The following is a 24430-nucleotide window of genomic DNA, read 5'->3' on the forward strand; positions in this document are numbered from 1 at the left end:
TCAGTGTGCCGATGCGCCGAGGTAGGCCTCGATCACCGCGGGGTTGTTCTGCACTTCGTGCGGCAGGCCCTGGGCAATCACCTTGCCGTAGTCCAGCACCGTCATGCGGTTGCACAGGCCCATCACCAGCTTCACGTCGTGCTCGATCAGCAGGATGGTCTTGCCATCGTTGCGGATCTTGTCGAGCAGTCCGCGCAGCTCCACCTTCTCGGTCGCGTTCATGCCCGCGGCCGGTTCGTCCAGTGCCAGCAGCTTGGGCTCGGTCGCCAGCGCCCGCGCGATCTCGAGCCGGCGCTGGTGGCCGTAGGAGAGGTTGCGCGCGGTGAAGTTGGCGTACTTGCCGATGCCGACATAGTCGAGCAGGTCGTGCGCCATGTCCTCGATGCCCTCTTCCTCGCGGCGCACCGCGGGCGGGCGGAAGATCGCGCCGAACACGCCGGCCTTGGAGCGCACGTGGCGCCCCACCATCACGTTCTCGAGCGCAGTCATCTCGCCGAACAGGCGGATGTTCTGGAACGTGCGCGCGATGCCGGCCCTGGCGACCTCATGCACGGCGGTCGGCTGGTAGGGCTTGCCGCCCAGCACGAACTCGCCTGAATCCGGCGTGTACAGGCCGGTGATCACGTTGAAGAAGGTGGTCTTGCCGGCGCCGTTGGGGCCGATCAGCCCGTAGATCTCGCCCGGCTTGATCTGCAGGCCCACCTCGGACAGTGCCTGCAGGCCGCCGAAACGCTTGTTGACCCCCTGTACCGACAGGAGGAAATCGTTGTTGCTCATGTTGTCCTCCTGGTCAGAAACGGCCCACGCTGCCCGCACGGCGCACCACCGGGCGGTCTTCCTTGCGCGGCGACGGCCAGATGCCCGCCGGGCGATACAGCATGACGCCGACCAGGGCCAGGCCGAACAGCAGCTGGCGCAGCACTTCGGCATCGACGATGACATGGCCGAACAAACCGGTCTGCATCGGCTCCGCCACCACGCGCAGCAACTCCTGGAAGCCCACCAGCAGGACGCCGCCCAGGATCACGCCCGGGATATGGCCCATGCCGCCAAGCACCACGATGGCCAGCACGTAGATCGATTCCCACAGCGTGAACGATTCCGGCGACACGAAGCCCTGGAACGCGCCGAACACCGCGCCCGAGGCGCCGCCGAACGAAGCGCCCATGGCAAAGGCCAGCAGCTTGATGTTGCGGGTGTTGATGCCCATCGCCTTGGCGGCGATCTCGTCTTCGCGGATGGCCACGAAAGCGCGGCCGATACGCGAGGTCTGCAGCCGCAGGCTCACGAACACGATCACGATGACCAGGAACACCAGCAGGTAGTAGTACATGAATACCGGCGTGAACTTGAGTCCGAAGATCTCGTGCGACTTCGAGAAGTCGAAGCCGAAGATATGGACCGGGTCCACCGCGGTGATGCCCTTGGGCCCGTTGGTGATGTTGACCGGGCGGTCAAGGTTGTTCATGAAGATGCGGACGATCTCGCCGAAGCCCAGCGTCACGATGGCGAGGTAGTCGCCGCGCAGCTTCAGCGTTGGCGCCCCGAGCAGCACGCCGAAGGTGGCGGCTACCAGGATCGCGATCGGCAACACGAACCACATCGACAGGTGGATGCCGGTGGGGAACAGTTGCTGGATCCACTCGAACTGGTTCGCCAGGTGGGGCGAGCCCAGCAGCGCCATCAGGTAGGCGCCGACCGCGTAGAACGCGATATAGCCCAGGTCAAGCAGGCCGGCAAAGCCCACCACGATGTTCAGGCCCAGCGCCAGCATGATGTACAGCAGCGCGAAGTCCAGCACGCGGACCCAGTAGTTGCCGCCCAGGGTCTGGACGAAGAACGGTGCGCACAGGGCGATCACCAGGAAGCCAATCAGTGCGGCCAGGGTCTTGGCCGGCACCTTGGTGGGCGCCGCGACGGCTGCCGTGGATGGAATCGGAGTATTCATGGATTCGCTCTCCTCAGGCGCGATCCGCCACGCGTTCGCCCATGATGCCGGACGGACGGAAGACGAGCACGGTGATCAGCACGATAAAGGCAAAGACGTCCTGGTAGTTCGAACCGAAGACGCCGTTGGTCAGGTCGCCGATATAGCCGGCGCCGAGCGCTTCGATCAGGCCCAGCAGCATGCCGCCGACCATGGCGCCAGCCAGGTTGCCGATGCCGCCCAGCACCGCGGCGGTAAACGCCTTCAGGCCGGGGATGAAGCCCATGTAGAAGTGGGCATTGCCGTAGTTGGTGGCCATCATCACGCCGGCCAGCGCGGCCAGCGTGGCGCCGATCATGAAGGTGGCGGAAATGACGAAATTGGGGTTCACGCCCATCAGGCCGGCCACCTTCTGGTTCTCGGCGGTGGCGCGCATGGCGCGGCCGAGCTTGGTGCGGTTGACCAGGGCCAGCAGGCCGGACATCACCATCACGGCCATGCCGATGATGACCATTTCCTTGCCGGTGATGGTGGCGCCGGTCGTGCCGATGTCGATCGGCTCGGACGGCAGCAGCTGCGGGAAGGTCAGCGGGTTGCGCGACCAGATCAGCATGCCCATCGTCTGCAGGATGATGGAGACGCCGATGGCGGTGATCAGCGGGGCCAGCCGTGGCGCATTGCGCAAGGGCCGGTAGGCGATCCGCTCGATCGAATAGGACAGGATCGCGCAGACTGGCATCGCGACCAGCGTGGCGATCACCAGCGTCAGCCATTCAGGCAGGCCGGGGGCGAACTTCTGCAATCCGAGGATGGCTGACAGGGCGGTCAGCGCGCCGATCATCAGCACATCGCCGTGGGCGAAGTTGATGATGCCGAGAATACCGTAGACCATGGTGTAGCCCAGTGCGATCAGCGCATAGATGCTGCCGAGCACCAGACCGTTCACGATCTGCTGGATAAGGATATCCATGAAAACTCCTGCTTCAGTCCCGGACCTTGCGGCATGGTGTGGATGCCGGGGGCGGGACCATGGTGTGTAATGGGTAACGTTGCGGTGGTTGGTTTGCTGGTAAGCGACCTGCCCTGCTCCATCCATGGTAAGGATGCTTCTACATTAGGCGAGGCTAAAAAGAACGGCACCGCAAAATACTCACGGTGCCGTTCGGATGGGCCGGTAAGCCCAGATTACATCTTCACGACGTCGAGGACGGACTTCTTCTTGTCCTTGTACTCGTACAGCGTGATGGTGCCTTCCTTCATGTCGCCCTTCTCGTCGAAGGCGATATTGCCGATCACGCCCTTGTAGTTGGTCTTGGGCATTTCGGCCAGGATGGCAGCCGGTTCGGTCGAGTTGGCGCGCTTCATGGCGTCGACGACGACCATCACGGCGTCATACGTGAACGGTGCATAGATCTGCACCGGGGCGTTGAAGCGAGCCTGGTAGCGCTTGGAGAAGTCCGCGCCCTGCTCCATCTTCGACAGGGCCAGGCCGGCCTCGGAGCAGATGATGTTGGTCACGGCGTCGCCCGCCAGTTCGGCCACCTTGTCGGTACAGACGCCGTCGCCGCCGACGATCTTGGCACCGATGCCCAGTTCCTTGGCCTGCTTGGCGAACGGGCCGCCGGTGGCGTCCATGCCGCCGTACATGATCACGTCAGGCTTCTTGCCCTTGATCTTGGTGAGAATGGCCTTGAAGTCGGTGGCCTTGTCGTTGGTGGCCTCGCGCGCCACCACGTTCACGCCGGCCGCCTTGGCGGTCTTCTCGAACTCGTCGGCCAGGCCCTTGCCGTAGGCGGTGGCGTCGTCGACGATCGCCACGCTCTTGGCATGGAGCGTCTTGCTGGCATAGTTGGCCAGTGCCGGGCCCTGCTGGGCATCGGTGGCCACCACGCGGTAGGTGGTCTTGAAGCCCTGCTTGGTGTAGTCCGGGTTGGTGGACGAGGGCGAGATCTGCACGATGCCGGCATCGCTATAGATCTTGGAGGCCGGGATCGACGTGCCCGAGTTCAGGTGGCCGACCACGGCCACCACCTTGGCGTCGACCAGCTTCTGCGCCACGGAGGTGCCCGTCTTGGGGTCGGCGGCATCGTCTTCGCCAACCAGTTCCAGCTTGATCTTCTTGCCACCGATCTCCAGGCCGGTCTTGTTGACTTCTTCCACGGCCAGGCGGGCGCCGTTTTCGTTGTCCTTGCCAAGGTGCGCGATGCCGCCGGTCAGCGGGGCCGCGTGGCCGATCTTGACGACGACTTCACCGCCGCCCGCTGCAGGAGCGGCTGCCGCCGGCGCCGAAGGCGCCGCATCAGCCGGCTTCTCTTCCTTCTTGCCGCAAGCGGCTACCAGCGCCACTGCGGCCGCAATCGGCAGAATCTTGGCAAACGTGATTTGCATGAGTGATCTCCTAGGATTCACGAAGACAGGGATTTTCAACGCCTCCCGGACGTTTCCCTGGACCGCCTTTGTTTAGTTTCAATTTGAAACGCGCGCATTGTATCCCCTTTCTTAGTCGATGCAATACGCGACGCAACATCCTTAACCATTTACCGGTCAAATGAGCTAGGGAATTTCCCCAATGCACAGATTGCGGCAATTCCCACTCACATGACGCGGCCGCCTCACCTACTTACAAGAATCGTGCCTGCGCCGCCCGGTGGCGCGGATAAGCATCGCCGGCACCACCTATAATGCGCCTTTATTAATTAGGTGTTTCATTTAAATTCAGCTGCACTGTTCTCTAATGTGCAGAATGTAGCGCCGCACCATAATAGGGAAAACCCCAAACCGGGGGATTACCCTGATTTGTCTGATCAGCAGGACAGCCATGTATTACCTGCACCATCGCCGTGCATTATTCGCGCCGGCCGGCTGCAAATCGGGCGTACCAAAGACAAAGGGCGCCGCATCAAGCGGCGCCCTTGTAAAAGGCGGGGCTGGCAGGCGGGCACGGCCCGCACCGGGTCAGGCGGCGGCGCTGGCCGGCAGCAGCCCACGCGGCAGCGGGAAGGCCATGTTCTCTTCGATGCCGTCAAGCGGGCGCACCTGGCTCGCGCCAAGCTCACGCAGGCGCTCGACGATGGACTGGGCTAGCGCCTCGGGCGCCGAAGCGCCGGCGGTCAGGCCGATGCGGCGCTTGCCGGCGATCCATTCGGGGCGCACCTGCTCGGGGGCGTCCACCATATAGGCCGGCACGCCCAGGCGCTCGGCCAGCTCGCGCAGGCGGTTGGAGTTGGAGCTGTTGGGGCTGCCCACCACGATCACCACCTCCACCTGCGGCGCCATGAACTTCACCGCGTCCTGGCGGTTCTGCGTGGCATAGCAGATGTCCTGCTTCTTGGGCTCGCGGATTTGCGGAAAGCGCGCCTTGAGCGCGGCCACGATCTCGCGGGTCTCATCCACCGACAGCGTGGTCTGGGTCACGTAGGCAAGCCGCGACGGGTCGGTAACCTGCAGCGTGGCGACGTCGGCCACCGACTCCACCAGCAGCATGCCGCTGCTGGCCTGGCCCATGGTGCCCTCCACTTCCGGATGGCCGCGATGCCCGATCATCACGATCTCGCAGCCCTCGGCGCGCATCTTGCTCACCTCGACATGCACCTTGGTCACCAGCGGGCAGGTGGCATCGAACACGTGCAGCCCGCGCGCGGCGGCGTCGGCACGCACTTCGCGCGACACGCCATGGGCGCTGAAGATGACGGTGGCGCCCGCGGGCACCTCGTCGAGCTCGCGCACGAACACCGCGCCCTTGCGGCGCAGGCCGGCCACCACATAGGCGTTGTGGACGATCTCGTGGCGCACGTAGATGGGCGCGCCGAAGCGCTCGAGCGCACGCTCGACGATCTCGATGGCACGGTCCACGCCGGCGCAGAAGCCGCGCGGCTGCGCCATCAGGATTTCTGCGTCGGGTGCGGGAGTCAGGTCAGGCATGCTGCGGTATCAGGATGGTTCGGCACACGTGCGGCGCGCTCAGAGAATGCCGATCAGCTGCACGTCGAACAGGATGGTCTGCCCGGCCAGCGGATGGTTGAAGTCAAAGAGCGCGGCGGTCTCGCCGAACTCCTTGAGCACACCGGCGTACTTGCCGCCGCCGGGCGCGTTGAACTCCACCAGGTCGCCAGGGCTGTAGTCCTCTTCGAAGGAACTGTTCTCGCGCAGCGTGGCCAGCGACACCCACTGCAGCAGCTCGGGGTTGCGCGGGCCAAAGGCCTGCTCCGGCGCCAGCCGGTAGGTCATGCGCTCGCCTTCGGGCATGCCGAGCAGCGCCTGCTCCAGCGTCGGCGCGAACTGGCCCTGGCCGAGCAGCAGCGTGGCGGGCTTCTCCTCGAACGTGCTGACGACCTCGGTGCCGTTCTCGAGCGCGATGCTGTAGTGCAGGGTCAGGAAAGAGTCGGCCTGGACAGTCTTGCGGCCAGCCGTGCCGCCGTCGGTTTCCGACGCGAAAGTTTGCAAATTCATGGGTGATCAACCGGTCAACAACCCGTATTGTATTCGACTGGCCCATTGCCCGCCGCCCCCGGACCCGGCCTCACCCTCATCACGGCGTGACTACCCTGGAGTGCTCATGACCATTGCCAACTGGCCCGCCTGCGAGCGGCCCCGCGAGAAACTGATGGAAAGCGGCGCCGCCGCCCTGTCAGACGCCGAGCTGCTGGCCATCCTGCTGCGCGTGGGCGCTGCCGGCAAAAGTGCCGTGGACCTCGCACGCGAGCTGTTGCACTGCTTCGGCTCGCTGACAGCCCTGTTCGCGGCAGAGGGGCGCGCACTGACAAGCGTCCGGGGCATGGGCGAAACCAAGTATGCCCAACTGCAGGCCATTCCGGAGCTGGCACGGCGTGCGCTGGCCGAATCGCTGCGCCTGCCCACCGGCTTCGACGGCCCGGCGGCGGTGCGCAACTACCTGCGCCTGACGCTGGCGCCGCTGCCGCACGAGGTCTTCCTGTGCCTGTTCCTGGATCCGCGCAACCGCATGGTGGCCAGTGAAGAAATGTTCCGCGGCACGCTGACGCGCACCGCCGTCTACCCGCGCGAGGTGGCGCGCCAGGCGCTCGTGCATAATGCGGCCGGCATCATCGTGGCGCACAACCACCCGCGCGGCACCACCGCGCCGAGCCACAGCGACATCCGCCTGACCCACGAACTGGCGCGCACCCTCGATCTGATCGACGTGCGGCTGCTCGACCATTTCATCGTGGCCGGCCAGGAAATCCGCTCGCTGGCCGACTGCTGCGACCGCCTGCCCGGGCTGTGACGCCAACGCCACGGCACATACAGCGCAGCAACACCGGATAACGCCAAAGCACAGAAGGCATTGATTCGGCGAGGGAATCCAGTCTATAATGCCCGTTTTGCTGAAGTCTCAACCGCTGCAGTCCGGGCCCGCGCGCCTTTTGTTGATCTGTTGCGAACATTGTCCACGAATAGAAGATTTAGGAGTGCTTCATGGCACGCGTCTGTCAAGTGACCGGGAAAGCGCCGATGGTCGGCAACAACGTTTCCCACGCAAACAACAAGACCAAGCGCCGTTTTCTGCCCAACCTGCAGAATCGTCGTTTCTTCGTTGAATCCGAAAACCGCTGGGTGAGCCTGCGCGTCTCGAACGCCGGCCTGCGCCTGATCGACAAGAAAGGCATCGACTCCGTGCTCGCCGACCTGCGCGCACGCGGCGAAGTCTAATTAGGAGCACATCATGGCAAGCAAGGGCGGCCGCGACAAGATCAAGCTGGAATCGACCGCAGGTACGGGTCATTTCTACACGACCACCAAGAACAAGCGCACCATGCCGGAAAAGATGGAGATCATGAAGTTCGATCCCGTCGCCCGCAAGCACGTCGCTTACAAGGAAACCAAGATCAAGTAATTGATCCCGGTTCCCGCCAGAAAGCCCCGCCATGCCGCGGGGCTTTTTGTTGCCTGCGCGCCGCGCAGGCCTGCGGGGCGATAAGCGCCCACCCCCACGCGACGCGCTGATGCGCGGGATGGCGCTTCAGGTGTAGACTTTCCCGTTTCCTCCTTTTTGCCTGGCGCCCCCCAGCGCACTCCGCACCATGAATTTCGACGTCGCCATCGTCGGCAGCGGCCTGGCCGGCCTTACGGTCGCGCTGCAACTGGCCGACACCCACCGGGTGGCCATCCTCAGCAAGCGCGCCATGACCCAGGGCGCCAGCGACTGGGCGCAGGGCGGTATTGCCGCCGTGCTGGATTCCGGCGACAGCCATGACGAGCATACGCAGGACACGCTCGTCGCCGGTGCGGGGTTGTGCGACGAAGAGGCCACGCGCTTCATCGTGGAGCATGGGCGCGAGGCCATCCAGTGGCTGATCGACCGCGGCGTGCCGTTCACGCGCGACGAACAGGCCGAACTGGGCTTCCACCTGACGCGCGAAGGCGGCCACAGCCGCCGGCGCATCATCCACGCCGCCGACGCCACCGGCCATGCCGTGGTCAGCACGCTGCTGCAGCAGGCCATGCAGCACCCGAACATCACCATCCTGGAAGACCACTTCGCAATCGACCTGATCACCTCGCGCAAGCTGGGGCTGCCGGGCAACCGCTGCTACGGCCTGTACGTACTGGACGACAGCACCGGCGCGGTGCGCACCCTCACCGCCACGCACACCGTGCTGGCCGCGGGCGGTGCCGGCAAGGTCTACCTGTACACCACCAACCCGGATACAGCCACCGGCGACGGCATCGCCATGGCCTGGCGCGCGGGCTGCCGGGTTTCGAACATGGAGTTCATCCAGTTCCACCCGACCTGCCTGTACCACCCCTACGCCAAGTCCTTCCTGATCTCCGAAGCGGTGCGCGGCGAAGGCGGCCTGCTCAAGCTGCCCGATGGCACCCGCTTCATGCCCGAACACGATGCGCGCGCCGAACTGGCGCCGCGCGACGTGGTGGCGCGCGCGATCGACTTCGAGATGAAGAAGCGCGGCCTGGACTGCGTCTACCTGGATATCAGCCACCAGCCCGAATCCTTCCTGAAAGAACACTTCCCGACCATCCACGCGCGCTGCCTGGAGCTCGGCATCGACATCACGCGCGAGCCGATTCCCGTGGTGCCGGCCGCCCACTACACCTGCGGCGGCGTGGTCACCGACACCTCCGGACGCACCGATATCGGCAATCTGTACGCCGTGGGCGAAACCGCCTGCACCGGCCTGCATGGTGCCAACCGGCTGGCCTCCAACTCGCTGCTCGAATGCATGGTGATCGGCCGCGCCGCGGCCGAGGACATCGCTTCCAAGGACAAGGCCGGGCTGCCTGACATCACGCTGCCGGCCTGGGATGAAAGCCGCGTCTCCGATGCCGACGAGGAAGTGGTGGTGTCGCACAACTGGGACGAGCTGCGCCGCATGATGTGGAACTACGTCGGCATCGTGCGCACCAGCAAGCGGCTGGAGCGCGCCCAGCACCGCATCGGCCTGCTGCGCGAGGAAATCGCTGAGTACTACGCCAACTTCCGCGTCACCAGCGACCTGCTGGAGCTGCGCAACCTGGTCGAAGTGGCCTCGCTGATCGTGGACAGCGCCTATTCGCGCCACGAAAGCCGGGGCCTGCACTTCAGCCGGGACTATCCGGATACCCTGCCCAAGGCGCTGCCGACGGTGATTCAGCCGCCAGCCACAAGGAAGCGCTGACGGCTGGCCAGGCAAAGCAAAACGGGGTGGCGCCGCAAGGCCCCACCCCGTTTTTCTGGTATCGCGCGAAGCGTCAGCCGATGATCCGCAGCGAATAGTCCGTCGCCCGCACGTCCTTGGTCAGCGCACCAACCGAGATCCGGTCCACGCCGGTTTCGGCAAAGGTGCGGATAGTATCGGCATTGACGCCGCCCGACACCTCCAGCAGCGCCCTGCCCCGATTGATCCTGACCGCATCCTGCATCATCGGCACGGTGAAGTTATCGATCAGCACCGACTTCGCACCGGCCGCAAGCGCTTCTTCCAGTTCGGCCAGCGTTTCCACCTCGATCTGCACCGACGCCCTGGTATCGAGCGCCAGCGCCGCCTGCATGGCCGCGCTGATGCTGCCAGCCGCGGCGATATGGTTTTCCTTGATCAGGATGCCGTCGTACAGCGCCAGCCGCTGGTTCTCGCCGCCGCCGATGCGGACCGCGTACTTCTGCGCCAGGCGCAGGCCCGGCAGCGTCTTGCGCGTATCCAGCACGCGCGCGCGGGTGCCGGCGATCAGGTCGGCATAGCGGCGCGTGGCGGTGGCCACGCCCGACAGCAGCTGCAGGAAATTCAGCGACGGGCGCTCCGCCGTCAGCAGCGAGCGCGCCGGGCCTGTGATCTCGCAGACCACCGAATCGTGCGCCATGCGGGCACCTTCCTGCTGCAGCCAGTGCACCTCGAGCGCCGGGTCGACCGCGCGCATGCAGGCATCGAACCACGGCTGGCCGCACAGCACTGCGGACTCGCGCACGATCACGCGCGCGCGTGCCGCCTTGGCCGCAGGCACCAGCAGGCCGGTCAGGTCGCCGCTGCCGACATCCTCGTCAATGGCGGCCTGCACATTGGCTTGCAGCGCTGCCTGCAGCGCCGGACCGTAGCTGTCGAAAATCGAATTCACGCTCATGCCGGGCCAATCCCCCTGAACAGCGCCTGTTCCTTGGCCAGGTCTGCCGACGGACGCACATTGCGCTTCTGCGCGGCGGCGAAGTCCAGCATGCGGTTGATGCAGGTCACCGCCTGGCGCCCGATCACCGGGTCGACATGGATCTCGTTGCGGCCGGTTTCCAGCACCTCGGCCAGGTTGGTGAGCGCGTTCATGGCCATCCACGGGCAGTGCGCGCAGCTCTTGCAGGTCGCGCTGTTGCCGGCCGTGGGTGCTTCAATGAAGTGCTTGCCGGGCGCCGCCATGCGCATCTTGTGCAGGATGCCGTTGTCGGTGGCGACGATGAACTCGGTCGCGTCCAGCTTCTGTGCGGCCTCGATCAGCTGCGAGGTCGAGCCGACCACATCGGCCTGCGCCACCACGTTTTCCGGCGACTCAGGGTGCACCAGGATCTTGGCGTTGGGGAATTCGCGGCGCAGCAGGTCCAGCTCGATGCCCTTGAACTCGTCGTGCACCAGGCACGAGCCCTGCCACAGCAGCATGTCGGCACCGGTCTGCTTCTGGATATAGCTGCCCAGGTGCTTGTCCGGCGCCCACAGGATCTTCTTGCCCTGCGCATGCAGGTGCTCGACGATCTTCAGGCCGATGCTGGAGGTCACCATCCAGTCCGCGCGCGCCTTCACGGCGGCGCTGGTGTTGGCGTAGACCACCACGGTGCGGTCCGGGTGCGCATCGCAGAAGGCGGCGAACTCATCGGCCGGGCAACCCAGGTCGAGCGAGCAGGTCGCGTCCAGGTCCGGCATCAGCACGGTCTTCTCGGGGCTCAGGATCTTGGCGGTCTCGCCCATGAAGCGCACGCCCGCCACCACCAGGGTCCGGGCCTCGTGGTCGCGGCCGAAGCGGGCCATTTCCAGGGAGTCGGAGACACAGCCGCCGGTTTCCTCGGCCAGGTCCTGCAGGTCGGCGTCGACGTAATAGTGCGCCACCAGCACCGCATTGCGTTCCTTGAGCAGGCGGCGAATACGCGTCTTCAGGGACTGGCGCTCGTCGGGTGTCAGCACCGGCGGCACCTTGGCCCAGGCATGGGCCACGCAGCTGCTGCCAGTGGCGTTTTCGGCATCCGCCAGGTTCGGCTTTTCGAACTCGACGGTCTTGATCGATTGTGGGGTCATCTCCGGTACTCCTCTAGACCTTCGCCAGCAAGGATGCGGCCCGGCCAGAATATTGGGGAGTTTATCTAAAACAAAAGCCCCGCCATGGGCGGGGCTTTGTCAAACCATAAGGCGCGGCCGGATTGTATCAGGCGTAGCGGCGCAGGCGCAGCGAGAAATCTTGCAGCGCCTGGATGCCACTGGCCTCGGCACGATGGCACCAGGCCTGCAGCTGCTGCAGCAGCTGCTCGCGCGTCAGGTTGGAACGGCCCCAGATGGCGGCCAGTTCACGGCGCATTTCGACGAAGGTCTGCAGCGCCTTGTTCTGTTCAACGATGCTTGCCAGCTGTTCGCGCTGCGGCGCGGCCAGCTTGGTTTCCTCGCGGTGGAACCACTTGCTGGCGGGCTTGAAGCTGCGGTACTCGGCCACGCGGCCTTCCTTGAGCTTTTCCAGTTCCTGGCGGAACGCGCCCTTGACGGCCTTGGCATAGCGCGCCATCACGTCATAGCGGTTGGCGATGATCGCTTCCAGCGTGTTGTGGTCAACCGGGCGGGCTTCCACCAGGCGTGCCTTGGGCGGAGTCTTCTTGACCTTGGCCAGGCCGACTGCCTGCATCGCGCGGATATAGCCCCAGCCCACATCGAACTCATACCACTTGATCGAGAACTTGGCCGAGGTCGGGTACGTGTGGTGGTTGTTGTGCAGCTCTTCGCCACCAATGATCAGGCCCCACGGCGACACGTTGGTCGAGGCGTCCTCGCAATCGTAGTTGCGATAGCCCCACCAGTGGCCCAGGCCATTGATGATGCCGGCGGCATGGATCGGGATCCACAGCATCTGCACGGCCCAAACGGTCATGCCGATCACGCCGAACAGCGCGAGGTCGATGATCAGCATCAGGCCGACACCCTGCCAGCCGAAGCGCGAGTACACGTTGCGCTCGATCCAGTCATTGGGGCAGCCATGGCCAAACTTGGCGATGGTTTCCTTGTTCTTGGATTCGGCACGATACAGCTCCGCTCCCTCCAGCAGCACCTTGCGGATGCCGCGGGTCTGCGGGCTGTGCGGATCTTCTTCGGTTTCGCACTTGGCGTGGTGCTTGCGGTGGATGGCGGTCCACTCGCGCGTGACCATGCCCGTGGTCAGCCAGAGCCAGAAGCGGAAGAAATGCTGGGCGATCGGGTGCAGATCCAGCGACCGGTGCGCCATGCAGCGGTGCAGGAAAATGGTGACACTGGCGATCGTGATATGCGTCATCACGAGCGTGTAGATGACGATCTCCCACCAGGTCCAGTTGGCAAGGCCGTTGGCGGCCCAGTCAAGAATAGTGTCGAACAAACTGTTCTCCGTCGGTTAAACAGGGACTTTCCCGTGCAGCCCGGCGGGGCCGGTGCACGCAACGCGCAGAAAAAAGGCTGCGAATCCAAGTGATTGCGATAGCTTTCTGGCGCCTGCCACGGGACCCGAAGTCATACCGGGCTCCCAGGCACACGAGTCTCGCGCCGGCGCCGGGATGGCCTGCGCTGGCGGGACAAGGTACGAGCCGCTGCAATCTGGCGGCTGTCTGATGTGGGAGCGTGCGCTGCAACCTGAAGCTGCAACCCGCGACAACCCGGCATTCTACCGGATCGCGCGACGCGCAAGCATACGCTATTTCCCGGATTTGGACGGAGCGCCACAGTTTTCGTTCCGTGGGTGGCGCATGCTGCGCCCATCTTGCGGTCTATGCGGCACTCGCCGCATTCGCTGCATCCGCTACGGTCTTAGATGGGGGCAGATCGTTGCCGGGCAAGGGTGCCTCGCCCAGCACGCGGAGTTCACGCTGCGGATAGGGGATGGAAATCCCATGCTCGCGCAGCGTGCGCCAGATCGCGCGGTTCATCGCCGACTGCACCCCCAGCTTGCCGTTCTGCGGATCGGCCACGAAGACCGCAACCTCGTACTCGATGCCGCTATCGGCAAACAGCACCAGGAAAGCGGCGGGCTCCGGGTCGGGCAGCACGCGCGGCAGGTCGCGCACGCATGCGGTCAGCAGCGCGATCACCGTTTCCGGATCGGCGTTGTAGTCTGCCTGCACCCGGGTGGCCACGCGCACATTGGTGTTGGAGAACGAATGGTTCTGCACCGGCTGCGCCACCAGCTGCTCGTTCGGCACCAGGGTTTCGCCATCGCCGTTGCGCACCACCGTATAGCGGGTGCGGATCTGCGACACGATGCCGGTGTACTTGTCCACCGTGATCTGGTCGCCCAGCTTGACCGAGCGGTCCAGCAGGATGATGAAGCCGGAGATGTAGTTGCTGGCGATCTTCTGCAAACCCAGCCCCAGGCCCACGCCCAGCGCGCCGCCGAACACCGACAGCACGGTCAGGTCGATCCCCACCAGCGACAGGCTCAGCAGCAGCGACACCAGCAGTAGCAAGGCCTTGGAGATGCGCGTCAGCACCACCTTCAGGTTGCCGTCGAGGTTGGCCGAGCGCATCAGCCGCTCTTCCAGCCAGGAACCGAACCACAGCGCCACCAGCACCGTCAGCAGGATCCAGACCACCGCCATCAGGGTCTCGGCCAGGCTGATCTTCTGCTTGCCGCCGATCGCAAAGCGCACGCCCTGCATCCACGCCACCACGTCCGCCAGCACGCCCAGCACGTACAGCGCCATGCCGGCCCACACCAGCGTGGTCAGCACCTTCTCCACCAGCAGCAGCATGCCATGCAGCTGGCCACTGCCCGACATCACCCGGCGCAGCACATAGAAGGTGGAATTCAGGAAGGTGATGCCGAACAGCGGCACCAGCGCCAGGCGCAGCACGCTGATCGGGATCAGCGGCTCCAGCGCAAAGCGGGCGATCAGCACCAGCACCCATCCGGCCAGGGGGAACATGGCGCGCTCGAGGCTGGCGGCGGCAAAGCGCACGGAGAAGCTTGAGCCTTGGTAGCGCGCTTCAAGGCGCCGCACCACGAAGCGCGCCAGCGGCCAGGCCACCAGCAGGCAGCCGGCCAGCACCAGCAGCTGCCAGAAGAAGCCCGGCCCGCCTGCGTCGCGGATCAGGTCGTCCAGCATCTTGCCGAACATGGAGTGGGAGGCCTTCAGGTCTTTCAGGCCACCCAGGTCGGACAGGGTCTCACCGTTCATCGAGGAAACTCAGGGTTGGCGCGGCCGCCCGCGCGATCGGCAGGCGGCCCGGCAGGCACCGGCGCTCAGCTGGTGCGTTCCAGCACCGCGGCAAAGAAGCCGTCGGTCTGGTGCAGGTGCGGATACAGGGCAAACATGCCGTTGTCCGGCAGCCCGGTCACTTCGATCTTCTGCTCGGCCAGCACTTCGGCGGCCGGCACCAGGCGGAAGTTGGGGTGCGCAGCCAGGAAGTCGCGCACGATCTGCTCGTTTTCGGCTTCCAGCACGCTGCAGGTCGCGTAGACCACGCGGCCGCCGCCCTTCACCAGCCGCGCGGCCGAATCCAGAATCGCGCTCTGCTTGGCAGTCAGTTCCAGCACCGACTCCGGCGATTGCCGCCATTTCAGGTCGGGGTTGCGGCGCAGCGTGCCCAGGCCGCTGCAGGGCGCGTCGACCAGCACGCGGTCGGCCTTGCCGGCCAGGCGCTTGATCTTGGCGTCGCGCTCGGAGTCGATCAGCACCGGATGGACGTTGGACAGCCCGCTGCGCGCCAGCCGCGGCTTCAGGTTGGCCAGGCGCTTTTCCGATACGTCGAAGGCATAGAGCCGGCCGGTCGAGCGCATCGCCGCGCCCAGCGCCAGGGTCTTGCCGCCCGCGCCGGCACAGAAGTCGACCACCATCTCGCCGCGCCTGGGTGCGACCAGGTTGCACAGCAGCTGGCTGCCCTCGTCCTGCACCTCGACCAGGCCGTTGACGAAGACCGGCAACTGGTTCAGTGCCGGCTTGCCGGCCATGCGGATGCCGGCCGGCGCCATCGGCGTCGGCTCGGCGCCCAGGCCGGCGGCGTGCAGCTCGGCCAGCGCGGCCTCGCGGCTGGTCTTGGCCAGGTTGACGCGCAGGTCCAGCGGCGCCGGGCGCAGCAGCGCGTCGCCCAGGGCCGCGGCGAAGGCCTCGCCGTGGCCGCGCACCAGTTCGTCGTACAGCCACTCGGGCAGGTTGGCGCGCACGCGCGGCGCCAGGCTGGAGCGCTCGATCGTGGTCAGACGGTCCAGCCACTCGGCTTCTTCGGGATGCAGGAACGGCGTCAGCGTGTCGCGGCCCAGGGTCGCGGCCAGGCCCAGCAGCGCCAGCCGGCGCGAGGTCGCGCCCGTGCCGCTTTCGGCAAACTGGGCAAACTCGACGCGCCGGCGCAGCACCGCGTAGATGGCCTCGGCGATGATGCCGCGCTCGCGGTGGCCAAGCTTGCTGTTCTCGCGGAAGTAATAGCTCACCACGGCATCGGCCGGGCGCGCAAACAGCATGACCTTGCCCAGCAGGCGGTCGATATGCTGGATATGGGTGGCATGGAGGCCGCCATGCGAGCGGACCGGGGCACCGTTGGCATTGGGCGACTTGCGGATGGGGCTGCCCTTGCCCTTGCCCTTGCTGCGCGCGGGGGCATGTCCTTCGCTGCGCGGGGATCGGGTTCCTGCCTGGGTGCGACTCATGCCTTGACTCCTCCCGCCGGGGTATCGGCGGAGATGGCCATCAGCAATTGCGATTCGGCCGGGTTGATAACGTTGACTACGCCGTCCTGAAGTTGCAGGCGGTCCTCTACGAACCATTGCACGGCGCGGGGATAGATCACGTGCTCGCATTCGAGCAGGCGCGCGGCCAGGCTCTCGGGCGTGTCCGCCGGCCGCACATCAAGTGCAGCCTGAATCACGATCGGGCCATGGTCGAGTTCTGGGGTGACAAAGTGCACGGTGGCGCCATGCAGCTTGACGCCGGCGTCGAGCGCCTGCTTGTGGGTGTTCAGGCCCGGGAAGCATGGCAGCAGCGACGGATGGATATTCAGCAGCCGGCCCGCATAGCGGTCGACGAAGCCGGGCGTGAGTATACGCATGAAACCGGCCAATACCACCAGGTCGGGCGCGTGGGCGTCGATGGCCTCGGCCAAAGCCGCATCAAAAGCGGCACGGTCAGGGTGCTGGCGATGGTCGACCACGCCGGTTTCGATGCCATGCTGCTGCGCGAATTGCAGCCCGGCGGCGTCCGGCCGGTTCGACAGTACTGCCGCCACCCGGGCGGGCCAGCCGCCACCCGCGCAGGCACGGACGATGGCTTCCATATTGGAGCCTCGTCCGGAAATCAAGATGACAATTTTTTTCATCGCGCAATTCTACCAAGGCAAGGCGCTAAACTCTGGTAAAGCCAACGCATTACGTGCTTAATTCACGAGATTCGGACAGGGCGCGATGTCTCTAACATGTGACGGCATGCCCGTATACCCCCGATTGATGGATTGTGACGCTTCGCCCCCTCTGCTAGAGTGGGCGCTACGTCCACGCGCCAACCCTGTGCATGACACAGTGCTCGCCAAGAGCTGGTGACAACAAGGACGAAACGGGAATTTGAACGGGAATTCGCATGTCGAACGCTGCACCGACGTTGTTGGTGGTCGATGATCATCCTATGGCTTTGTCAGGCACTACGGCTTTCCTCGCCGAAGTCATGCCGGATGTGGCAGTCCATGCCGCCGGCAGTGCCCGCGAAGCCCTGACAAGCCTGCAGCAGGGTCTGCGCCCCGATATCGTGCTGCTCGATATCTGGCTGAACGATGGCACCGGCTTCGATGCCATGCAGTCGTTCAAGACCGTCATCCCCGGCGCACGCTTCATCTTCATGTCCGCCGAGGCCACCCCCGAGATCGTCGGCCGCGCCCGCGCGCTGTCGGCCTGCGGCTTCGTCGGCAAGCACCTTGATGCCAATGCCTTCACCGCCGCGGTGCGCAAGGTGCTGGCAGGCGACACCTCCTTCCCCACCGATGAGGCCCTGAACGGCCGCGCGCAGTCGTTCGGGCCCGCCCACGGCATTCCGGTCACGCCGGCCGAGCTCGGCCTGACGCCGCGCCAGGGCTCGGTGCTGGCGCTGGTGCTGGAAGGCCTGCCGAACAAGGTGATCGCGCGCCGCCTGGGGCTGACCGAGAACACCGTCAAGGAGCACGTGTCAGCCATCCTGCAGCGCCTGGGCGTGCGCACGCGCATGCAGGTGATGTCGCGCATGGAGCGGTTCCGCCTGCGCCAGTAACGCAGGCCGGTACCCTACGCCGGCCGCAGCCAGCGGCGCAGCAGCAGCCGCAGCGAAGCCGGGTCCACCGGCTTGGGCAGCACGAAATATCCCGCCTCTTCTGCCGCCGCCAGCGCGGCGGATTTCAGGTCGCCGGTCAGCAGCGCGCTGCGCGCCTGCGGCTGCGTGTTCTGCCAGCGCTCGAGCAAATCCAGTCCGTTCTCGCTGCCGGGCAGGCGCAGGTCGCAGAAGATGATGTCCGGGCGCAGGCCCTTGGCAAACAGCTTGTCGGCCTCGGCGCCGTGCGCGGCGCAGGCCACGCGGATGCCCCAGGCCTCCATCAGCGCGATCCAGGCCTTGCGGATCTGGCTGTCGTCGTCGACCACCAGCACCGTGCCCTGCAGGCGGTCGGGCTTGGCCTCTTCCGCCTGCGCCATCGCGCGCATCTCGCGCACGCTGGCCACGGTCTCGGCCGGCACCGTCGCCAGCGCGAACCAGAACACCGAACCCTTGCCCGGCACCGAGCGCACGCCATAGGTGCCGCGCATCAGGCGCACGCATTCCTTGAAGATGGCCAGCCCCAGGCCCAGGCCCTGCGACGGGTCGCGCTGCGGGTTATGGACCTGGTAATACGGCGAAAAGATGTCGGGCAGGTGCTCGGGTGTCACGCCGGCGCCGGTATCCCAGACTTCCAGCCGCACATGCTTGCGGCGCTGGCGCGCGGTCACCAGCACACCGCCGCGCTGGGTGTAGCGCAGCGCGTTCTGCACCAGGTTGAACAGGGCCCGGCGCAACAGCACCGGCTCGGCCATGGCGTAGAGCTCGTCGGGCACGCGCGGGGTCAGGGTCAGGCCGCTTTCGCGCGCATCGGCGGCAAACTGGCTCATCACGTCGCGAATCAGCGCGCCCAGCTCGCATGGCTCCAGCGTCGGCAACACCTTGCGCCCTTCCAGCTTGGACAGGTCCAGCAGCGAACGGAACAGGAGGTCGATGGTCTGGGTGCCCGCCGCCACCTGCTCCACCAGCGGATGCAGCGCCGACGACTGGTTGCGCGCGCGCAGCGCCTCCACCAGCATCACCAGCGCATGCACCGGCTGGCGCAGGTCGTGGCTGGCGGCAGCCAGGAAGCGCGACTTCTCCTCGCTGGCATGCAGCGCGCGCTCCTTTTCCTCCTGGAACTGCTTGGCCAGGCGGCGGCTGTCGCCCTCGAGCTGGATGGCGCGCACCAGCGTGACCTGCAGGTGCAAGGCATGGCGCGACAGCATCAGACCATAGATCACCAGCAGCACCTGCACATAGACGCCATGGCCGGGGAAGGCGAATTCCGCCATCAGGATATTGGGCACCAGGATCGGCACGCCGGCATAGACCAGGTTCGACGGCACCGGCGCCTGCGACACCGCGCCGCCTGCCAGCACCCCAAGGGTCAGCAGGTACAGCACGCTGGAGAACACGGCCGAGCCCGTATACAAATGCAGCAGCGCCGAACTGCCCCAGGTCACGCCGGTCAGGAAGGCAACCGCGCGCATATTGTTCCACCACTTGCGCGTGTGCGCGGAGCGGCTCATCGAGGCATGGTCGCGCTGGTAGCCGACATAGAACCACAGGCCGCCGACCGTCAGCAGCAGCATCACCGCGCACCAGCCGAGCAAGGCCGCGCGGCTCACGTCGTTCCAGAATCCCAGCGTGGTCAGCGCGGGCAGCAGCACCGAGGCCACGATCGCCGTGGGCGAGTTCTTGTGCACGATGGCCATCAGCTTGGCGCGCGTCTCGACGTCGAGCTGGGCGGTCGCCTGAGGCAGGACTCGGGGCAGGAGCCGGGAAAAGAACCGGTTGGGCAGCGCTTTCAAGTGTGGCTGGCTTGGAATGGGCGGATGTCGGGGGCAGCAGGTGCCAGCGCCGAAGTGAAGCCGAAGTGGGCCATATCATGCCGCCTTTTGCGGCATTGCGCCATGCCGCGAGGGCCGGTTGCGGCACAAAAACAGCAGCGCGGCACCGGCCGCGGGCGGCGGGAGCGGCAAGCGGACCCATTCGCCTTATAATGCTCGCTTTACCTGAAACGTTTCCCGCCGTCCCCGTGAAAGTCTTCCGCGGCCTGCCCAACGCCGAAAGCCGGGCGCCCTGCGCGCTCACCATCGGCAATTTCGACGGTGTGCATCGCGGCCACCAGTCGCTGCTCGCGCGTGCGCGTGCAGCCGCCGACGCACGCGGCCTGCCGCTGTGCGTGATGACCTTCGAGCCGCATCCGCGCGAGTTCTTCACCCCGGACAAGGCCCCCACCCGCATCGCGCTGCTGCGCGACAAGCTGGAAAGCCTGCGCCGCAACGGCGTGGACCGGGTGGTGGTGGAACACTTCAACGCCCACTTTGCCGCCCAGTCGCCGCAGGCGTTCGTTGAGAACGTGCTGTGGCACGGCCTGCACGCGCGTTGGGTGCTGGTCGGCGACGACTTCCGCTTCGGCGCCAGGCGCGCCGGCGACTTTACCTACCTGCAGGAAGCCGGGCGCCGCTACGGCTTCGATGTCGAGCAGATGGGATCGGTGTCCGAAGGCGGCATCCGCATCTCCAGCTCTGCCGTGCGCCAGGCGCTGGCCGACGGCGATCTGGAGCATGCCCGGCGCCTGCTCGGCCACGGCTATGCCATCAGCGGCCACGTGATCCACGGCCGCAAGCTGGGCCGCGACCTGGGCTTCCCGACGCTGAACCTGCGCATCTCGCACAAGCGGCCGGCAGTCAGCGGCATCTTCGTGGTGCAGGTGCACGGCATCGCCGACCAGCCCCTGCCGGGCGTGGCCAGCATCGGCGTGCGCCCCACCATCGAGGACGCCGGCCGGGTGCTGCTGGAAGTCCACCTGTTCGATTTCAAAGAGAACCTGTACGGCAAGCTGGTGCGGGTTGAATTCATGAAGAAGCTGCGCGACGAAGCGCGCTTCGACAACCTGGACGAGCTCACCGCCGCCATCGCCAAGGACAGCGCCGATGCGCGCGCCTTCTTCGGCCTGACCGCCCCGGGCGCGGCCGAAGGCAGCGGCGGGCGCGACTTCGCCACCTCCGCCACCGACCGAATTAGGTAGCGGCCGGCGCCCGCCCGCACGCCAGTGGCGCGGGCCCGGCACGCACGCCGCCGCCCCAGTCTTTCCGCGCGCCCGCCGGCCTGCCGCCGCCCGCGCGCCAACCCGAATTGCCCTGAGAATCGAAATGCCTGACGACAAACGCGCCAAGCCCGAGAAAAGCAAATATCCGGTCAACCTGCTCGACACGCCCTTCCCGATGCGTGGCGACCTGCCCAAGCGCGAGCCGCAGTGGGTCAAGCAGTGGCAGGACAAGCAGCTCTACAAGAAGATCCGCGCGGCACGCAAGGGCGCGAAGAAGTTCGTGCTGCACGACGGCCCGCCGTATGCCAACGGCGACATCCATATCGGCCACGCCGTCAACAAGGTGCTCAAGGACATGATCATCAAGGCGCGCGGCCTGACCGGGCTGGACGCCGTCTACGTGCCGGGCTGGGACTGCCACGGCATGCCGATCGAGATCCAGATCGAGAAGAAATTCGGCAAGGGCCTGCCGGTGCAGGAGGTCCAGGCCAAGGCGCGCGCCTACGCCACCGAGCAGATCAAGCGCCAGATGGTGGATTTCGAACGCCTGGGCGTGCTGGGCGACTGGGACCACCCCTACCTGACCATGAACTACAGCAACGAGGCGGATGAACTGCGCGCACTCGGCAAGATCATGGAGAAGGGCTATGTGTTCCGCGGCCTGAAGCCGGTGAACTGGTGTTTCGACTGCGGCTCGGCGCTAGCCGAGGCCGAGGTCGAATACAAGGACAAGGTCGACCTGTCGATCGACGTGGGCTTCCCGTTCGCGCAAGCCGACAAGCTGGCACACGCCTTCAAGGTGCCCTTCGAGCAGCTCGACGGCAAGCCCGGCTGGATCGTGATCTGGACCACCACGCCATGGACCATCCCGAGCAACCAGGCGCTGAACGTGCACCCGGAAGTGGAATACGCGCTGGTCGAGACCCCGCGCGGCTACCTGATCCTGGCCACCGAGCGCGTCGAGGAGCAGCTCAAGGTCTACGGCCTGGAAGGCAAGGTCGTGGCCACCACCACCGGCGCGGCATTGTCGGAAATCCGCTTCCACCACCCGCTGGCCAGGATGGACGCGGGCTATGACCGCCTGTCGCCGGTCTACCTGGGCGACTATGTCACCACCGACACCGGTTCGGGCATCGTGCACTCGGCGCCGGCCTACGGCGTGGAAGACTTCCAGTCGTGCAAGGCGCACGGCATGGCCGATTCCGACATCATCAGCCCGGTGATGGGCAACGGCGTCTATGCCGGCACGCTGCCGCTCTTTGGCGGGCTGTCGATCTGGGACGCCAACCCGAAGATCGTCGAGGTGCTGCAGGCCTCGGGCAACCTGTTCAATTCGCACAAGTACACCCACAGCTACATGCACTGCTGGCGCCACAAGACGCCGATCATCTACCGTGCCACCTCGCAGTGGTTCGCGGGCATGGACGTGGACCCGGCCGACGAGAACGGCAAGACCGGCCCCACCCTGCGCGAGACCGCGCTGGCCGGCATCGACGCCACCGAGTTCTTCCCGGCCTGGGGCAAGCAGCGCCTGCACAACATGATCGCCAACCGGCCGGACTGGACGCTGTCGCGCCAGCGCCAGTGGGGCGTGCCGATGGCCTTCTTCCTGCACAAGGAAACCGGAGCGCTGCACCCGCGCACGCCGCAGTTGCTGGAAGAAGTGGCCAGGCGCGTCGAGCAGCATGGCATCGAGGCCTGGCAGACGCTGGACCCGGCCGAGCTGCTGGGCGACGAGGCCAGCCAGTACGAGAAGAACCGCGACACGCTGGACGTGTGGTTCGACTCCGGCACCACGCACTGGTCCGTGATCCGCGGCTCGCACCGCGACGACCTGTACGATCCGTCCGCCGATGAAGCCGATGGCCGCCTCGCCGACCTGTACCTGGAAGGCTCGGACCAGCACCGCGGCTGGTTCCACTCGTCGCTGCTGACCGCGTCGATGCTGTACGGCAAGCCGCCCTACAAGGCGCTGCTGACGCACGGCTTCACCGTCGACGGCGAAGGCCGCAAGATGTCCAAGTCGATCGGCAACACCGTGTCGCCGCAGGACATCTCGAACAAGATGGGCGCCGAGATCATCCGCCTGTGGGTAGCCTCGACCGACTACTCCGGCGAGCTGTCGATCTCGGACGAGATCCTCAAGCGCGTGGTGGAAGGCTACCGCCGCATCCGCAACACGCTGCGCTTCCTGCTGTCCAACCTGTCCGACTACGACCACGCCAGGCACGCGCTGCCGGCGTCGGAATGGCTGGAGATCGACCGCTACGCAGTGGCGCTGACCGCGCAGCTGCAAAAGGAAGTGCTGTCGCACTATGAGGCGTATGAATTCCACCCGGTGGTGTCCAAGCTGCAGACCTTCTGCTCCGAGGACCTGGGCGGGTTCTACCTCGATGTGCTGAAGGACCGCCTGTACACCACCGCGCCGGACTCCAAGGCCCGCCGCGCGGCGCAGAACGCGCTGTACCACATCACCCAGGCGATGCTGCACTGGATGGCGCCGTTCCTGTCGTTCACCGCCGAGGAAGCGTGGCAGATCTTCGCCCACGGCACCGAGCACACCGACACCATCTTCACCAGCACCTACTACGCGATACCGGAAGTCGACGATGGCGCCGACGATCTGCTGCAGAAGTGGCACACGCTGCGCGAAGTGCGCGCCGAGGTCACCAAGCAGCTGGAAGCGGTGCGCGTGGAAGGCGAGATCGGCTCGTCGCTGCAGGCCGAGCTGACCATCCAGGCCGGCGGCCCGGTGCTGGACGCGCTGCAGAGCCTGGGCGACGACCTGCGCTTCGTGCTGCTGACCTCATCGGCCAAGGTAACGCACGCGCCCGAGGCCGGCGACCTGCTGGTCACGGTGACCCCGTCGACCCATGCCAAGTGCGAGCGCTGCTGGCACTACCGCGCCGATGTCGGCCACAACCCGGACCATCCGACCCTCTGCGGGCGCTGCGACAGCAACCTGTTCGGCGCCGGTGAACACAGGAGCCATGCCTGATGGCATCGACCACGTCCCGTTCCGCGCGCCCGGCACGCCGCAACAACAAGGCCGCCAGCACCACCCCGCTGCTGTGGATGGCCTTCGCGCTGCTGGTGGTGGTGCTCGACCAGTTCTTCAAGATCGTCATCGTGCGCACCTTCACCTATGGTGAATCGCGCCCGGTGACCGGCTTCTTCAACCTGGTGCTGGTCTACAACAAGGGCGCGGCGTTCAGCTTCCTGGCCGATGCCGGCGGCTGGCAGCGCTGGTTCTTCACCGGGCTGGGCATCGTGGTGGGCGCGTTCATCGTGTGGCTGCTGTATCGCCACACCGGACAGCGGCTGTTCTGCTTCGCAGTGTCGCTGATCCTGGGCGGCGCGGTCGGCAACGTGATCGACCGCGTGGTCTACGGGCACGTGGTCGATTTCCTGGATTTCTATGTGCGCAACTACCACTGGCCGGCCTTCAACGTGGCCGACTGCGCGATCACGGTCGGCGCGGTGCTGCTGATCGTGGACGAGCTGCGCAGGGTGCGGCGCCACTGAGCGCCCTGATTGTGTTCCGCTCTCCCCT

The 24430-nt window shown here is 65.9% G+C and carries 21 protein-coding genes; 8 read left to right on the plus strand and 13 right to left on the minus strand.

Annotated features, from left to right (window positions below; genetic code table 11):
* From AC3WRR_RS21400 to AC3WRR_RS21425, 6 genes are all read right to left on the minus strand, one after another.
* Entirely contained in the window at positions 1-777 is a 777-nt protein-coding gene (locus AC3WRR_RS21400) for an ABC transporter ATP-binding protein (protein ID WP_010814973.1), read from the minus strand.
* A gap of 13 nt (positions 778-790) precedes the next feature.
* A complete protein-coding gene (locus tag AC3WRR_RS21405; RefSeq protein WP_010814974.1) occupies positions 791-1948 on the minus strand; it encodes an ABC transporter permease subunit in 1158 nt (385 codons plus the stop codon).
* A 13-nt stretch (positions 1949-1961) separates the two neighbouring features.
* A complete protein-coding gene (locus AC3WRR_RS21410; protein WP_010814975.1) occupies positions 1962-2897 on the minus strand; it encodes a branched-chain amino acid ABC transporter permease in 936 nt (311 codons plus the stop codon).
* Positions 2898-3112: 215 nt separating this feature from the next.
* Complete coding sequence (locus AC3WRR_RS21415; protein ID WP_010814976.1) at positions 3113-4315, minus strand: branched-chain amino acid ABC transporter substrate-binding protein; 1203 nt, start codon at positions 4313-4315, stop codon at positions 3113-3115.
* 567 nt (positions 4316-4882) lie between these two features.
* On the minus strand, positions 4883-5848 hold the full coding sequence (ispH, locus tag AC3WRR_RS21420; protein WP_010814977.1) for a 4-hydroxy-3-methylbut-2-enyl diphosphate reductase: 966 nt from the start codon (positions 5846-5848) through the stop codon (positions 4883-4885).
* Positions 5849-5887: 39 nt separating this feature from the next.
* Entirely contained in the window at positions 5888-6376 is a 489-nt protein-coding gene (locus AC3WRR_RS21425) for an FKBP-type peptidyl-prolyl cis-trans isomerase (RefSeq protein WP_010814978.1), read from the minus strand.
* 106 nt (positions 6377-6482) lie between these two features.
* On the opposite strand from AC3WRR_RS21425, the gene radC reads away from it, so the two are divergent.
* The 4 genes from radC to nadB all read left to right on the plus strand — a co-directional run bounded on the left by radC (position 6483) and on the right by nadB (position 9558).
* A complete protein-coding gene (gene radC, locus AC3WRR_RS21430) occupies positions 6483-7169 on the plus strand; it encodes a RadC family protein (RefSeq protein WP_492298093.1) in 687 nt (228 codons plus the stop codon).
* A 191-nt stretch (positions 7170-7360) separates the two neighbouring features.
* Entirely contained in the window at positions 7361-7594 is a 234-nt protein-coding gene (gene rpmB, locus AC3WRR_RS21435; protein WP_006575661.1) for a 50S ribosomal protein L28, read from the plus strand.
* A 13-nt stretch (positions 7595-7607) separates the two neighbouring features.
* Complete coding sequence (rpmG, locus tag AC3WRR_RS21440) at positions 7608-7778, plus strand: 50S ribosomal protein L33 (RefSeq protein WP_010814980.1); 171 nt, start codon at positions 7608-7610, stop codon at positions 7776-7778.
* A 187-nt stretch (positions 7779-7965) separates the two neighbouring features.
* Positions 7966-9558, plus strand: a complete 1593-nt coding sequence (gene nadB / locus AC3WRR_RS21445) for an L-aspartate oxidase (RefSeq protein WP_010814981.1) — start codon at positions 7966-7968, stop codon at positions 9556-9558.
* Positions 9559-9631: 73 nt separating this feature from the next.
* On the opposite strand, the gene nadC is transcribed toward nadB, so the two are convergent.
* From nadC to purN, 6 genes are all read right to left on the minus strand, one after another.
* Positions 9632-10495: a carboxylating nicotinate-nucleotide diphosphorylase gene (nadC, locus tag AC3WRR_RS21450; protein WP_439668226.1), complete on the minus strand. Its 864-nt coding sequence runs from the start codon at positions 10493-10495 to the stop codon at positions 9632-9634.
* Complete coding sequence (nadA, locus tag AC3WRR_RS21455) at positions 10492-11646, minus strand: quinolinate synthase NadA (RefSeq protein WP_492298095.1); 1155 nt, start codon at positions 11644-11646, stop codon at positions 10492-10494. The genes nadC and nadA overlap by 4 nt, the downstream gene beginning before the upstream one ends.
* Before the next feature lie 127 nt (positions 11647-11773).
* Positions 11774-12964 (minus strand): DesA family fatty acid desaturase, encoded by a 1191-nt coding sequence (locus tag AC3WRR_RS21460; protein WP_010814984.1) that lies wholly within the window; start codon positions 12962-12964, stop codon positions 11774-11776.
* Positions 12965-13349: 385 nt separating this feature from the next.
* Positions 13350-14756, minus strand: a complete 1407-nt coding sequence (locus tag AC3WRR_RS21465; protein ID WP_010814985.1) for a mechanosensitive ion channel family protein — start codon at positions 14754-14756, stop codon at positions 13350-13352.
* 65 nt (positions 14757-14821) lie between these two features.
* On the minus strand, positions 14822-16222 hold the full coding sequence (locus AC3WRR_RS21470) for an RsmB/NOP family class I SAM-dependent RNA methyltransferase (protein ID WP_439670974.1): 1401 nt from the start codon (positions 16220-16222) through the stop codon (positions 14822-14824).
* Positions 16219-16887 carry a phosphoribosylglycinamide formyltransferase gene (purN, locus tag AC3WRR_RS21475; RefSeq protein WP_037023529.1) on the minus strand — a complete coding sequence of 223 codons (669 nt, stop codon included), beginning with the start codon at positions 16885-16887 and terminating at the stop codon, positions 16219-16221. Before purN ends, AC3WRR_RS21470 begins: the two co-directional genes overlap by 4 nt.
* 257 nt (positions 16888-17144) lie before the next feature.
* On the opposite strand from purN, the gene AC3WRR_RS21480 reads away from it, so the two are divergent.
* Complete coding sequence (locus tag AC3WRR_RS21480; protein ID WP_011615962.1) at positions 17145-17804, plus strand: response regulator; 660 nt, start codon at positions 17145-17147, stop codon at positions 17802-17804.
* Between the two features lie 14 nt (positions 17805-17818).
* On the opposite strand, the gene AC3WRR_RS21485 is transcribed toward AC3WRR_RS21480, so the two are convergent.
* Positions 17819-19633: a hybrid sensor histidine kinase/response regulator gene (locus AC3WRR_RS21485; protein ID WP_010814989.1), complete on the minus strand. Its 1815-nt coding sequence runs from the start codon at positions 19631-19633 to the stop codon at positions 17819-17821.
* 227 nt (positions 19634-19860) lie between these two features.
* Between AC3WRR_RS21485 and AC3WRR_RS21490 the strand changes: the two genes are divergently transcribed.
* From AC3WRR_RS21490 to lspA, 3 genes are all read left to right on the plus strand, one after another.
* Positions 19861-20856 carry a bifunctional riboflavin kinase/FAD synthetase gene (locus AC3WRR_RS21490; RefSeq protein WP_010814990.1) on the plus strand — a complete coding sequence of 332 codons (996 nt, stop codon included), beginning with the start codon at positions 19861-19863 and terminating at the stop codon, positions 20854-20856.
* A gap of 124 nt (positions 20857-20980) precedes the next feature.
* Complete coding sequence (gene ileS / locus AC3WRR_RS21495) at positions 20981-23875, plus strand: isoleucine--tRNA ligase (protein WP_010814991.1); 2895 nt, start codon at positions 20981-20983, stop codon at positions 23873-23875.
* Positions 23875-24402 carry a signal peptidase II gene (lspA, locus tag AC3WRR_RS21500; RefSeq protein WP_010814992.1) on the plus strand — a complete coding sequence of 176 codons (528 nt, stop codon included), beginning with the start codon at positions 23875-23877 and terminating at the stop codon, positions 24400-24402. The genes ileS and lspA overlap by 1 nt, the downstream gene beginning before the upstream one ends.
* Positions 24403-24430: the final 28 nt, after the last annotated feature.

Source organism: Cupriavidus sp. FW305-3-2-15-C-LB2 (assembly GCF_058787575.1).

Excerpts from the sequence above, each read along its gene's own strand:
- AC3WRR_RS21400 (WP_010814973.1), bottom strand. The coding sequence starts at position 777 with ATGAGCAACAACGATTTCCTCCTGTCGGTACAGGGGGTCAACAAGCGT.
- AC3WRR_RS21405 (WP_010814974.1), bottom strand. The coding sequence starts at position 1,948 with ATGAATACTCCGATTCCATCCACGGCAGCCGTCGCGGCGCCCACCAAG.
- AC3WRR_RS21410 (WP_010814975.1), bottom strand. The coding sequence starts at position 2,897 with ATGGATATCCTTATCCAGCAGATCGTGAACGGTCTGGTGCTCGGCAGC.
- AC3WRR_RS21415 (WP_010814976.1), bottom strand. The coding sequence starts at position 4,315 with ATGCAAATCACGTTTGCCAAGATTCTGCCGATTGCGGCCGCAGTGGCG.
- ispH (WP_010814977.1), bottom strand. The coding sequence starts at position 5,848 with ATGCCTGACCTGACTCCCGCACCCGACGCAGAAATCCTGATGGCGCAG.
- AC3WRR_RS21425 (WP_010814978.1), bottom strand. The coding sequence starts at position 6,376 with ATGAATTTGCAAACTTTCGCGTCGGAAACCGACGGCGGCACGGCTGGC.
- radC (WP_492298093.1), top strand. The coding sequence starts at position 6,483 with ATGACCATTGCCAACTGGCCCGCCTGCGAGCGGCCCCGCGAGAAACTG.
- rpmB (WP_006575661.1), top strand. The coding sequence starts at position 7,361 with ATGGCACGCGTCTGTCAAGTGACCGGGAAAGCGCCGATGGTCGGCAAC.
- rpmG (WP_010814980.1), top strand. The coding sequence starts at position 7,608 with ATGGCAAGCAAGGGCGGCCGCGACAAGATCAAGCTGGAATCGACCGCA.
- nadB (WP_010814981.1), top strand. The coding sequence starts at position 7,966 with ATGAATTTCGACGTCGCCATCGTCGGCAGCGGCCTGGCCGGCCTTACG.
- nadC (WP_439668226.1), bottom strand. The coding sequence starts at position 10,495 with ATGAGCGTGAATTCGATTTTCGACAGCTACGGTCCGGCGCTGCAGGCA.
- nadA (WP_492298095.1), bottom strand. The coding sequence starts at position 11,646 with ATGACCCCACAATCGATCAAGACCGTCGAGTTCGAAAAGCCGAACCTG.
- AC3WRR_RS21465 (WP_010814985.1), bottom strand. The coding sequence starts at position 14,756 with ATGAACGGTGAGACCCTGTCCGACCTGGGTGGCCTGAAAGACCTGAAG.
- AC3WRR_RS21470 (WP_439670974.1), bottom strand. The coding sequence starts at position 16,222 with ATGAGTCGCACCCAGGCAGGAACCCGATCCCCGCGCAGCGAAGGACAT.
- purN (WP_037023529.1), bottom strand. The coding sequence starts at position 16,887 with ATGAAAAAAATTGTCATCTTGATTTCCGGACGAGGCTCCAATATGGAA.
- AC3WRR_RS21480 (WP_011615962.1), top strand. The coding sequence starts at position 17,145 with ATGTCGAACGCTGCACCGACGTTGTTGGTGGTCGATGATCATCCTATG.
- ileS (WP_010814991.1), top strand. The coding sequence starts at position 20,981 with ATGCCTGACGACAAACGCGCCAAGCCCGAGAAAAGCAAATATCCGGTC.
- lspA (WP_010814992.1), top strand. The coding sequence starts at position 23,875 with ATGGCATCGACCACGTCCCGTTCCGCGCGCCCGGCACGCCGCAACAAC.